The sequence below is a fragment of the Sphingobium sp. TomTYG74 genome (assembly GCF_055393875.1).
The window spans coordinates 448,742-462,143 of the sequence record NZ_AP027341.1; the positions used below are offsets into that span (position 1 = coordinate 448,742).

Annotated in this window: 7 protein-coding genes; all 7 read left to right on the plus strand. The window is 62.8% G+C overall.

The window, feature by feature from the left end; all coding sequences use genetic code 11:
- The first annotated feature begins 9 nt into the window (after positions 1-9).
- The 7 genes from metZ (at position 10) to ACZ5TB_RS02440 (ending at position 13,377) form a co-directional block, all read left to right on the plus strand.
- Entirely contained in the window at positions 10-1,218 is a 1,209-nt protein-coding gene (gene metZ / locus ACZ5TB_RS02410) for an O-succinylhomoserine sulfhydrylase (RefSeq protein ID WP_464791878.1), read from the plus strand.
- Positions 1,219-1,251: 33 nt separating this feature from the next.
- Entirely contained in the window at positions 1,252-1,650 is a 399-nt protein-coding gene (gene apaG / locus ACZ5TB_RS02415) for a Co2+/Mg2+ efflux protein ApaG (protein WP_464791879.1), read from the plus strand.
- Positions 1,647-2,438 (plus strand): LysR family transcriptional regulator, encoded by a 792-nt coding sequence (locus ACZ5TB_RS02420; protein ID WP_464791880.1) that lies wholly within the window; start codon positions 1,647-1,649, stop codon positions 2,436-2,438. Before apaG ends, ACZ5TB_RS02420 begins: the two co-directional genes overlap by 4 nt.
- A gap of 65 nt (positions 2,439-2,503) precedes the next feature.
- Positions 2,504-3,067 (plus strand): tetratricopeptide repeat protein, encoded by a 564-nt coding sequence (locus tag ACZ5TB_RS02425; RefSeq protein WP_464791881.1) that lies wholly within the window; start codon positions 2,504-2,506, stop codon positions 3,065-3,067.
- 716 nt (positions 3,068-3,783) lie between these two features.
- Positions 3,784-11,214, plus strand: coding sequence for a beta strand repeat-containing protein (locus ACZ5TB_RS02430; protein WP_464791882.1), 7,431 nt, complete (start codon positions 3,784-3,786; stop codon positions 11,212-11,214).
- Between the two features lie 47 nt (positions 11,215-11,261).
- Positions 11,262-11,969, plus strand: coding sequence for an OmpA family protein (locus ACZ5TB_RS02435; protein WP_464791883.1), 708 nt, complete (start codon positions 11,262-11,264; stop codon positions 11,967-11,969).
- A gap of 13 nt (positions 11,970-11,982) precedes the next feature.
- Entirely contained in the window at positions 11,983-13,377 is a 1,395-nt protein-coding gene (locus ACZ5TB_RS02440; protein ID WP_464791884.1) for a TolC family protein, read from the plus strand.
- The last annotated feature ends 25 nt before the right edge of the window (positions 13,378-13,402 follow it).

Genomic DNA, 13,402 nt, shown 5'->3' on the forward strand with positions numbered 1-13,402 from the left:
GAAGAAGCAATGAAGCGCAGGAGCGGGCAGGACCCGGCGATCACCAAGAATTGGCGGCCTGCTACGCTTGCGGTGCGGGGCGGCAGCGCGCGCAGCGAGTGGGGCGAAACGTCCGAAGCGCTGTTTCTGACCAGCGGCTATTGCTACGATCGCGCCGAAGACGCAGCGGCGCGCTTCGCCGGCGAGCAGCAGGGCATGACCTACAGCCGCCTGCAAAACCCGACGGTCGAGATGCTGGAAAAGCGCATCGCGCTGCTGGAAGGCGCCGAAGCATGCCGTGCGACCGCCACCGGCATGGCGGCGATGACGGCGGCACTGCTGTGTCAGTTGTCGGCGGGCGACCATGTGGTGGCTGGGAAGGCGCTGTTCGGGTCATGCCGCTGGCTGACGGACACGCTGCTGCCCAAGTTCGGGATCGAGACGACCACCGTCGATGCAACCGACAATGCTGCCTGGGAAGCGGCTGTGCGGCCCAACACGAAGGTTTTCTTCTTCGAAACGCCCGCCAACCCCACAATGGATGTCGTGGACCTGGAGGCGGTGTGCGGCATCGCGAAGAAGCATGGCGTCACGAGCGTCGTCGACAATGCCTTTGCGACGCCAACACTTCAGCGGCCGATGGAATTCGGGGCGGACGTGGTCGCCTATAGCGCGACCAAGATGATGGACGGGCAGGGCCGTGTTCTGGCCGGTGCTATCTGTGGCACCGAGGATTTCATCATCAACACGTTGCTGCCGTTCCACCGCAATACCGGGCCGACGCTGAGCGCCTTCAATGCCTGGGTGGTGCTGAAGGGGTTGGAGACGCTGGACCTGCGCATCCGCCGCCAGAGCGAGAATGCCCTTAAGGTAGCGAAGTTTCTGGAGGGCCGGGTGGCAAAGGTCCTTTATCCGGGGCTGGAAAGCCATCCGCAATATGCTTTGGCTGCAAAGCAGATGGAGATGGCAGGACCTATCTTCTCCCTCTATGTCGGTGGCGGACGGAAAGAGGCCCATGGCCTGCTTAACGGGCTGGAGCTGGTCGATATCAGCAATAATATCGGGGACTCCCGGTCCCTGATGACCCATCCCGCTTCGACGACGCATTTCGGTATGGCCGAAGAGGCGCGGCTGGAGGTCGGCATCACCGAGGATATGCTGCGGCTGAATGTCGGCCTTGAAGATGCGGATGATGTGATCGAGGATCTTGATCGCGCTCTGAAGTCGATAGGCCGTTGACGAAAGCAGGGGGAAAGGCGCATTTCTTTTACCGTGAACGCGCTCTTTCCCTTTCATGCGACCACACGTGATATCAACGTGCATGTTGCCGTTACGTTCCTGCCGGAACAGTCAGAGCCTGACCGGGGGCGCTGGTTTTGGGCCTATCATATTCGTATCGAGAATAGCGGCGATCAGCCCGTGCAGTTGCTGACGCGCCATTGGGTGATCATCGATGGACGTGGCGCGCAGCATCGGGTGGACGGTGATGGCGTCGTGGGCGAGCAGCCGGTGGTACAGCCGGGGAAAAGCTATGACTATGTTTCGGGTTGCCCCCTCAACACGCCGACAGGATCGATGCGCGGGCATTATCATATGATTGGCGCCAGCGGGGAGACGTTCGACATCGCTATCCCTCATTTCGCGCTCGTAGCCCCGGCGGTTGCCGAATGAAGCGTACGCATTTGCCGTTGAACGGCCTGCGCGTGCTGGATGCGGCCGCGCGGCACCTTTCCTTTACCCGGGCAGCCGATGAACTGGCGGTGACACCGGCAGCCGTTGGCCAGCAGATCCGGGCGCTGGAGGATTTGCTGGGCGTTGTCCTGTTCCGCCGGACGCCCAAGGGTCTGGAACTGACCCCGGAAACCGAAGCGGGCCTTGAAGCCTTGCGCGCGGGCTTTCTGGAGTTTGAGGAAGCAGTGCGAGCCATGCAGGCGGGGCAGTCCAGTTCTTCGCTGACCATCGCCGCGCCGCGAGACGTCACGGCCAAATGGCTTCAACCGCGCCTCGCCAGCTATGCGGCGAGCCAGCCCGATCTCAAATTCGCTCTGGTGGCAGCGGACGAGACGCTGGATTTTACAGAGGCCAATCTGGACCTTGCCTTGCGGCTGGCTGACGGGCCGGGTGAACATGAAGGGGTGAAGCTGGGCGAGGCGAGCTTCGTTACTGTCGAAGCGGCTGGGGGAGGTCCGGAGCATCGCGTCGATTGGCCCGGCTGTCCCGCAGCGAGTGAACCGGCAGCGATCCGGGTTGCCGACGCTGGGCTCGCCATCGAAGCCGCGATCAACGGCTTTGGACGAGCCACCGTGCCGCTGCTGCTCGCACAGGCTGATATCGAGGCGGGGCGGGTGCGGCAAGTGGGGGAGCCGGAGGCGTCTGCGCTGGCCTATTGGTTGATCGCGCCGCTGCCCCAATGGCGGCAGAAGAAGGTGAAGGCGCTGATCGAGGCGCTTCTCTCCTGAACCGAGGCTTTCGCTTCCGGCCTTTTGCTGGGGCGAGGCCGTCGCGCGCATCGAGGAGTAAGCGGATGACCTTTCGCGGCTTCAACCATAGCGGACGAGCATGTGCACTGCTGCTGCTTTTCCTGGCGCCTCCCGCATGGGGGCAAGCACCCTATGTTGCCGATGTTACCGAGGCGCGAGAGAAGCAATGGCGATCATTGGTGGCAGAAGCGCAGACCGCTTACACAGGCGGGCGACTGTCTGAAGGCACAGAAGCTGCGCGCAAGGCGTTGGCGCTGGCTGACGAACTGTTCGGACCTGATGATCCACGCACGCTGATTTCCGCAAATGATCTGGCTCTATTGCTGGAAGGAATAGGCAATCATCGCGAGGCTGAACAATTGCTCCGCCGCGTCTTCGACAGCTATTTGCGGACGCGGGGCGAAGATGACCCCAATTGCCAGATGGCGCTGGAAAACCTGATCGATTTCTATCTGGCGCGCAAACGGACGGACGCGGCTGGGCCGTTGGTGGGCTATGCATTGGATCTTTTTCGCCGGACAACAGGCGCCACCAGCGAGCGCACGCAGCGCATGGAAAAAATAGCGGCGCAAATGTCCAAGCCCGATCCAGCTATTCCGGTGAACTGACGATCGCGTTTCCGCCTCCATTCGCCGACTATATCGATGATTATAGCCCTTAGGGTGAATTGCTAAACCATCCGGCGCTGCTATCCCCACTGCACCATCGGACGGCGGCGTTCATTTTCCCCTGATGTTTGGCCAGTGCATGCATTGGTGCGAGTTGGGGGGAGTGGGCGTCGGCACGGGACATAATTCCGTTGGGTCGCAAAAATGAGCGGGCGGCTGGCCGAAGGGCTGGCCGTCCGCTTATCGTTTCCGAGACGTTCGTGGTCACCAGGAGACCCGACAGTAGCTCCATAGCTTCGGCGATGCGTTCCGAGTCGTTGCCGGACAGCACTCCGATCATTAGCCTGCATTAAATGCAGGGTATAAGACCAACGATATACTGTATGTGAAATACCTATATCGCAAGTAATAGAGCATGGGTTATTTTTTGGCCGCTATCGTATTTAAATGGTTAACAAAAGTTGATTTTTGGTGACTCTATTTATCCCCGCCTAATATGATCGCTCATCGGGTCAGAACTATAAGACGATAGGATTAATCCGGGGCGGGGAGGGCCAATAAGGCCTTGCCAACGGAAGATCGCAGACAATGGGCAATAGCTGATCCGCTAATGCCATGAGTCGATGAAGATGGCATTTCTCAATGCATGCGCGTTGAGGAAGCGCTCTTCTGCGCACTTCTTTGATCCGTCCCATGACGACAGGTGGGATGGAAAGATGGATTTCGAGCGCGAATGGAATGCCGATGCCGCCGCTGACCGTCAGCAGGCGCATGACCCGGTCCTGGATGCACTCGCCGCTCGGGTGAAGGGGCACAACATCCAGCCAGGCACAATGCGGACGGTGGCCGCAGGCCCTGACGGCGTCGTCGTCCTTCCTGCCGGAACCGACATCAATCAAATAGAGGTCGATGGCCGCAACCTGATCGTCACGTTGCCTGACGGCACCCAGATGGTAATCCTGGACGGCGCGGTCGTAATGCCGCACATCGTTGTCGGCGACGTCGAAATCCCTTCGGTCAACCTTGCGGCGCTGTTGATCGGCGATGAACCGCAGCCCGCCGCCGGGCCAGCCCGCAGCTCTGGCGGCAATTTCCTGGCGGATGATGGTGCGATCGGTGATCCTTTCGCGCTGGGCGATCTGCTCCCACCGACCGAATTGGCCTTTACGCAGCCTGAAGAGCGGGAAATCCTCCCCATCGCGCCGGATGAGGATGACACGCCGGAAGTCTTGATCGTCACGCCAGATCAGCCGGCCGGTGCGACCGACGCCACGGCTGGCGTCAGCGAAGCGGGCTTGCCCGCGCGCGGTGGCGAGCCCGCCGGATCGGCCGCTGCTGGTGATGGTGAGCAGACCAGCGGCACCATCATCTTTTCAGCTGACGATGGTCCGTCTCTTGTTACGATCAACGGCGTGGCGGTGACCGCTGTCGACCAGTCCTTCGAAACACCGATCGGCACCCTGATCATTACCTCGATCGAGAATGGGCAGATCGGCTATCGCTACGTGTTGGCGGATAATGTCGTAGGCCCGCCGCCTGTCGAAATCTTCACCGTCGTGGTGACCGATAGCGACGGCGACCAGGCGACCGCCACGCTGACCATCTCCATCGCCGACGATGCACCGTCCGCAACGAACGACGCCGACAGCGTGACCGAGGACGGCCAGGTCGTGGCCGACGGCAATCTCTTCACCGGCAGCGGCGGGGCTGATGCCAACACGACCGACGGCGTCGCTGACGTGCAGGGCGCCGACGGCGCGAGCGTGACCACTACTGGGACCTTCCAGGGCACCTATGGCGTGCTGACGATCAGCGCGGGCGGCGGCTACAGCTATACGCTGGCGAATGACAACCCGGCGGTTCAGTTCCTGACGCCGGGTCAGACGCTGACCGAAAGCTTTGCCTATACAATCACGGACGCGGATGGCGACACATCCAGCGCGACGCTGACCATAACCATCAACGGCGCGGACGATGGCGTGACCATCACCGGCGTGAACGGCGAGCCGGGCGCTGAGGGCGCTGAGCTGGTCGTTTTGGAAAATGACCTGTCTGACGGCAGTTCGCCCGATGCGGCGGCTCTGACGCGGACTGGGTCCTTCGGCGTGTCTGGCGCGGACGGTCTGACCTCCGTGACCGTGGGTGGCGTGACAGTGCTGAACAACGGCGCATTCGTGCCGGGAGAAGTGGTGACGACGCCGCTCGGCACGCTGACGATCACCGGCTTCACTGCGACGGCGCAGCAGGGCGGGACACCGACGGCTGGCACCTTCACCTACAGCTTTGTCCTGACCGACAACAGCCTGAACCATGACGTGGCGGGCGCTGACAGCCTGTTCCAGAACTTCGCCATCGTGGCGACGGATCGGAACGGATCGACGGCGTCGGGTTCGATCGACGTTCAGGTCGTCGATGACCTGCCGACCGCGCGGTATGATGTCGCAGCGCAGGCTTCGGAAAATGCGACCGTTCAGATCAATGTCGTGACAGGCGCGGGCACGCTGAGCGGATCGGGGGGCGCCGACACGCTGGGGGCAGATGGGGTCGACCTGACCGTCGCTGGCGGAAAGCTGGTCCTGACTAGTGGGCCGAGCCTGGGCACGGCGGTCTATCAAGGCAACGGCGTGTTCCTCTACACCGCCAATGCGGGTGCAGAGGGGCAGGACAGCTTCACCTACACCATCACCGATGGGGACGGGGACAGCTCGACCGCGACGGTGACCATCCAGCTGGCGGGCGACTCCGTGCCGACCGTCACTGTCGGTGACCTCGTCGTTTCGGAAGCGGGGCTGCCGAACGGGTCGGCGGCTGCGGGGAACAGTGAAACCGCAACGGGATCGATGACGATCACGACCGGCGGCGATACGCTGGACACGGTCGAGGTGCAGGACAAGAACGGCGCCTGGATCGACGTGACTGGCGCGACGGTTGGTTCGCCGGTCGTCGTGCAGGGCGATGCGGGCACGCTGACGGTGACGTCGGACGGCCTGGGCCATTACAGCTACAGCTATACGCTGGCGGTCAACGATCCGACCCATCCGGACTTCAATCCCAATGATGGCGACGGCATCAGCGGCGCAGAGGATGCACAGCCGGGTGACAGCTTCTCCGTCCGCACGACTGACAGCGATGGCGACGTGTCGACCGTCACCAGCATCGACGTGACGGTCCAGGACGACGCGCCGACACTGGACGTGGCCGGTCCCACAAGCGTGGTCGAGGGTGCGAGCGTCAACGGCACCTGGTCGCAGGTGGTTGGCGCGGATCAGCCGGGCGTCACGCAGGTGGTGTTCAATGGCACACCCTATGCGCTGGGTCAGGCAATTGATACTGGCAAGGGCACCCTGACGGTCAACGCCAACGGCACCTGGACCTTTGCCGCTGCCAACAATCTGAACCAGAGCGTGGCGCAGTCGATCAGCTTCACCGTCAAGGTGACCGACGCCGACAATGACGTGGCGCAAGACGTGCAGACCATCACCATTGGTGATGGCGCGGACCCGACCGCTGGCTCGGCGCTGAACCTGCTGGTCGATGACCAGAATCTGTCGGATGGCAGCACGTCGGCAGGCCCGGACTTCCAATCGGGCAATGTCAGCTTCAAGGCGGGTTCCGATGCACTCACCAGCTTTGCCTTCTCCCAGGATCTGAGCGGGTTGGGCGGCGGCCTGACGTGGGAATGGGTCAGCGCCACGCTGATCGAGGGTTGGGACGGCCCGGTGAAGATTGTGCAGCTGACGCTGACGCCGCCCGCTTCTATCGGCGCGAACAGCGACGGCACGGCGCAGGTCACCGCGACCCTGCTCAACAATTATGACAGCCATCCGCTGTTCACGCAGGATGACACCGCGCAGCTCGGCCAGATTGGCGTCGTTGCATCCGACCAGGACGGCGACAGCGCGACGGCTACGGTCAATGTGGCGGTGTCGGACGATGTGCCGACGCTGGACGTAATCGGCCCGACGAGCGTCGTCGAAGGGGCGAGCGTCAACGGCACCTGGTCGCAGGTGGTTGGCGCGGATCAGCCCGGCAATGTGACGCAGGTGGTGTTCAACGGCACGCCCTACGCGCTCGGCACACCGATCGACACGGGCAAGGGCACCCTGACGGTCAACGCCAATGGCACCTGGAGCTTTGCTGCTGCGGGCAACCTAAACCAGAGCGTGGCGCAGTCGATCAGCTTCACCGTCAAGGTGACTGACGCCGACAATGACGTGGCGCAGGACGTGCAGACCATCACCATCGGTGATGGCGCGGACCCGACCGCTGGCCCGGCGCTGAACCTGCTGGTCGATGACCAGAATCTGTCGGATGGCAGCACGTCGGCAGGCCCGGACTTCCAATCGGGCAATGTCAGCTTCAGGGCGGGTTCCGATGCACTCACCAGCTTTGCCTTCTCGGAGGATCTGAGCGGGTTGGGCGGCGGCCTGACGTGGGAATGGGTCAGCGCCACGCTGATCGAGGGTTGGGACGGCCCGGTGAAGATTGTGCAGCTGACGCTGACGCCGCCCGCTTCTATCGGCGCGAACAGCGACGGCACGGCGCAGGTCACCGCGACCCTGCTCAACAATTATGACAGCCATCCGCTGTTCACGCAGGATGACACCGCGCAGCTCGGCCAGATCGGGGTCGTGGCATCCGACCAGGACGGCGACAGCGCGACGGCGACGGTCAATGTGGCGGTGTCGGACGACGTGCCGTCCGCCGCCAATGACGGCCTGCTGGAGACGGTCGACGACAATGCATCGGCCGTGAATGTCGGTACGGTGGCTGAACTGTTGGCGAACGACAGCTATGGAGCGGACGGGCAAGGCACGCCTGCCATCACCATCGCGACCGGCAGCCTTGGCGGCACCATCGCGATCGGGGCGGGCGGCACGCTGCTCTATACATCCAATCATAACATCACCTCGCCCTATGCGCCGGTGGACGAAAGTTTCACCTACACGATCAAGGATGGCGACGGGGACACGGCGACGGCGACCTTCACCGTTCGCCTGACCGATACCGGGCCATCCATCAGTTCGGCCGCAGCGTCGATCACTGTCGATGAAGACGGTCTGGCCAATGGTATCACCATTGCGCAGTCGGGTGACGTTGCGGGCGCTGACGTGCTCACGACGGGAACTCTCTCCGGCTTCAGCTATGGTAATGACGGTCCTGGCAGCATTACGCTCGCAGCAGTTGCCAATACTGGCCTGGTCAGCTTGGCAGGTAACGTCATCCGCACGGTGTGGGACCCGGTCAATCACATCCTCACCGGCGAGGATTCGGTCACCGGCGCCGATGTGTTCAAGCTGACGATCACCAATGTTGCGACAGGAGCCTATCAGTTCGAACTGCTGGCTCCCGTCAAGCATGCGGCGCCTGCACCGAACACCAGCTTCGAGAATGACGCCACACTGACGATTGGCGTGACGGTGACGGACGCTGAAAATGAGAGCGCCACCGGCTCCATCACGATCACGATCGATGATGACAGCCCAACCGTTTCGGCCACGCTGAATGCAGGGGCCATCGCGCAGCTCGACGAAACGGTAGCCCTCGCGGGTGGTGCGCCGACGCTGGCGGTCAGCAATATCGGTAATGATCTCGACGTCAGCGGCGGCCTGCTGCTCAGCACGGCAACCAGCGGCCAGTCGGTCGTGACGGTCGGCGGCGGCTATGGCGCTGATGGACAGGGCTCGCTGACCTACAGTCTGGTCGTCAGCAACGCAGCCTCCGGCCTGGCGGTTACCGACGGTTCCGCAATCACGCTCGTTTTGGAAAATGGCCTTATCGTCGGCCGGGTCGCGAGCGGCGCCTTCGCCAATCAGGCAGCCTTTGCGATTTCCATCGACGCGTCTGGTGTCGTCAAGGTTGAGCAATACCTGTCTCTGCAGCATCCCAACACCGCCAGCCTTGATGAGGCCGTGTCAATGTTGGCAGGTCATGTCGGCGTAAACGTGACGCGCGTGGATGCCGATGGCGACAGCGTCACGACAGCATCACCGGTCGATATTTCGGGCCTGATCAGCTTCCATGATGACGGCCCTGTTTCGGCACCCACCGTGGGTGAAGAGCGCGGCGCGGAGTTAATCACGGTCGACAACGTCACCGGCGACTTTGCGACGGGCCAATTCTCGATGAAGTTCGGCTCGGATGGCGCCTCGTCCACTGGCTTCAACATCACCGGCCCGGCGATCACGGGCGTCCATTACACGGAAACCGATGTCTTCGATCCTCAGACTGGACAGTTCCTCCGCACTGAATTGCTGGCCGAGGTGGGAACGACCCATACGGCGGGAACAACGGACGACCTTTTCAAGCTGACGGTCAACGCCGATGGCACCTACCGGTTCGACCTGATCAACGCGGAACAGGTGACGACGGAGGAAATCTCGTTCGCCGAGCTTAGCGCAGGTGGTCCCAGCTTCCGTGAACTGGAAGACGATGACGACACCGCAGCCGACGAAACCGGCCGGGTTGAATTCGAATCCAACGGCAACGGCGTCAACGTCAGCGAGCCGGGCTTCGGCGTCAGCAATCAGTGGACTGATCCCGGCGAGTGGTTCAGCATGGAATTCCACAATCCGGGGGCGGTCGGAAACGACAATCCGTGGGTGAATGCGGACCTGCTCGACTCACTGTCGCTGACCGTTCAGCAGGTTCAGCAGGGTCCGGTCGATTTCACCTGGACCGCCAACCGCTACAATGCCGACGGTTCGCTGGCGGCCACGGAGAGCGGCAATTTCCAGGTGACGGCAGCGGGCGTGGTGACGATCGACCCTTCGATCGAGTTCAGCGAGCTGCGGATCGACAATGTCGATGCTAACGGCGGGGTCCGTTTCGCAACCGCTGTATCCGTCACTCGGCTGGTTCTTCCGACCGACCAGAATCTCAACTTCCAGGTCAACGGCACGGACGGCGACGGCGATCCGATGACGCCGATCGCAATCGGGGTCCTAGTGGACGCCACCAGTGTTCCACCGGTCGCCCTCGACCTCGACGGTGACGGCCTTGAGTTCCTCTCGCGCTCTGCAGACGTCACTCACGACTATGGCAGCGGTCTGGTCAGCACGGCCTGGGTCTCTTCCGACGATGGCCTGCTCGCTCATGCGGTTGGCGGTTCCTACGACATCGTCTTTGCCGACGATGCGCCGGGGGCCACGAGCGATCTGGAGGGTCTGCGCCTTGCCTATGACAGCAATGGCGACCGTGTGTTTGACGCTGACGACGCGGCCTTTGCGGAATTCGGCGTCTGGCAGGATCTGAACAGCAACGGCGTGGTCGATGGCGGCGAGTTCAAGTCGCTGGCCGACATGGGCATCGCTTCGATCAACCTGACGCCGCATGGCCCGGGCTATGAGGCGGCCGACGGTGACGTGACGGTGCTGGGCGAAACGACCTTTACCCGCACGGATGGCACCAAGGGCACCGTGGGCGACGTGATGTTCGCGACGGGTTCCAAAGACGGCGACGCCAGCAAGACCGTGGAAAGCACCACCAGCAGCTTCAATCAGGCGCTCATCGCGGCAAGCCTGGTCGCGGTGGCTGGTGCTGCCGAGACGGCGGAGCAGGAGCCTGCTCCGGTCGTTGCCGGAAATGATACGACCACGGATGCCGCTCCGGAGGCTACGACAAGCAGCGTCTCGGAGCCCGTTGCGAACGACGATGACATAAGCATGTCGGCGTCGAGCGAAACCCAGGACGGCCAAGTCGATGACCAGCCGGTTGAGCAGACGAGCCACAGTGGCAGCGACGATACCGCTCCGGCCGATTCGACGCTTTTGGGCGGCGATGATGCATCGGTTCATGCCGCCAATGATGATGGCCAGGCGCAGCCCGCGCTGGACGATCATCAGGGTTTGCTCGCTCAAACCGTCGAGCTGCCGACCTTCGACGCCAATGCTGCGGCGCTTGCCGCGGTGCATGAGGCGGCTTCGAATGCCCAGGCTGCGCAGGTGGTGGCCGAAGCGCTAGGCGATGCAGGAGCGCCGGACATCGATGCACTGCTGGCCGCATTGCCGGGGGGCGAGCATGCGCCTGTGCTGCTCAATCCCTTCGCTGGTGAGGTTGCCGATGCAGGCCATCTGATGGCGATGGCGGCCAGTGTCTTCGATGCGGCGATGGTCGCGCATGAAGCGATGGCGGTCGCTCACGGGTGATCGTCATGGTTCGGATTTCTCGCGGGAATATTTGGGGGAGAATGATTATGCGGAACAGGTTGAGAAGCATCGCTTCCTTCGGCCTTGCGGCGGGGATGATGTCGACGGGGGCCTTCGCGGCACCTGCCTCGCCCCTGCTGCAGATGGGCAATTCGGAGCTCAAGGGCGCGCTCAATAGCCGTTATGACACGGCGGTTGCGGCGGCGTCCGACGCAATCCTACGGGCAGCGCAGGACAGCCGCTGGACCTGGGCCGTGGAGGCCAAGAACCAGTGCGGCATTGCGCTGGGCTTCATGAAATCCGGCACTAAGGATGCGGACAGCATCAATAAGTGCGACGACTTTGTGGCACGCCTTTCGGCGCCGCCACCGCCGCCGGTGCCGGCCGCAGTATCAGCCCCACCCGCGCTGGACTGCACGGCACCGGCGGTGTCCATCTTCTTCGACTGGAACATGGACACGCCGCTGCCCGAGGGCGCCGCGACGATCAACCAGATCACGCAATCGGCCGCCCAGTGCGGTTGGACGCGGTTTGGCGTCACCGGCTACACCGATACGTCGGGCGGGACGCGCTATAATGACGGCTTGTCGCTGCGTCGGGCGCAGAATGTCGCCGGGCTGATGAGCCAGGGCGGCATCGCGATGGACGCAATGACCGTCAGCGGGCTGGGCGAGACCCAGCTGAAAATCGAAACTGCCGACAATGTGCGCGAACCGATGAACCGTCGGGTCGAAGTCACTGCCAGCACGAATTGAGGGGAGCGCAATCATGACAATCCTGCGCAAGACATGCGGCAGCCTGATGGCGCTGTGCGCCGCGACAATGGTAACGAGCGGTTGGGCACAGACCACGGACCTGAAGAGCGCCATCGCGGCCGCGATCGACAGCCATCCGGAAATCAACCAGGCGATCCAGAACAAGGAAGCGATCGAGTTCGAACGCGAACAGGCCAAGGGGTTGTATCTGCCCCGGGTCAGCGTGGAAGGATCGGCTGGCATTCGCCGGTTGGAGAATAACACGCGGCGGACGCTCGGCATCGGCGACCAGACGCTTTATCCACTGGAAGCGAGCGTTCTGGCGGAACAGACGCTGTTCGATTCGGGCTATCGCAGCGCGGAAAAGCGGCGCCAGGCTGCCCGGATCGATGGCGCGGCGCTGCGCGTCGGCGAACGGTCGCAGTTCGTCGCGCTGAACGTCACGCGGCAATATCTGGACTATATGCTCCAGCAGCGTGTTGTCGCTGCGGCGGAGGATAATATCGCTTTCCATCGTAAGCTGCTCGGCGACCTGGGCGAGGGTGTGTCGAAGGGGTCGATCAGCATTGCTGACCAGCAGCAGGCCGAAGAGCGGCTGCAGTCCGCGCTGGTCCGCAAGAGCGAGGCAGAGCAAGACCTGACCAATGCGGCTATCAGTTTCCGCACGTTGACCGGTCTTTCGATCGATCAGGTATCGATGCCCGATGCGGTGACGAGCGCCGTGCCGCCGACGCTGGATGAAGCGATCGCAGGCGCGCGCACTAACAACCCGCTGATCCGGGAGGCGGAGGCAGACATCCAGGCGGCGCATGCAGTCGTGGATGAAGCAGAGTCAGATCTCGGGCCGAAGGTTGTGCTGGAAGGGCGCGGCCGCGTCGGTGAGGATGTGGATGGCTTCCGTGGCAGCACCAACGATGTGCAGGGGCGAGTCGTCCTGCGCTGGCAGCTGTTCGATGGCGGGATCAACCGGGCGAAGGTCCAGGAAATGACGCGCCGGGCGAGCGAGGCGCGTTTCCGCCTCAGCCAACGTCAGCGTGAGGCGGAAGAGGATGTCCGCACCGCCTGGAACCGTTGGGACACAGAAAAGAAGCGGCTGACCGACCTGTCGCGGCAGGCGACGGTTTCGGACTCGCTGCTGGTATCCTATCGCGAGCAGTTCAACGTGGGACGCCGTTCGCTGCTCGACGTGCTCGACAGCCAGAACACCCGCTTCAATACGCAGGTGCGGACGGAAACGGCCCGCTTCTCCGAAATCTTCGCGCAATATCAGATTCTGGCGGCGACCAATCAGCTGCTCGACACTCTGGGGATAGCCCAGCCTTCGGGCGCCAATCCCTATGCGCGCAAGAAATATGATGTTCCGGACCTGCCGCCCGCCGAATTGCAGCGGCGGCGCTATCCGGGCTGAAGTTTCCATCTTTGGGGTCACCCCG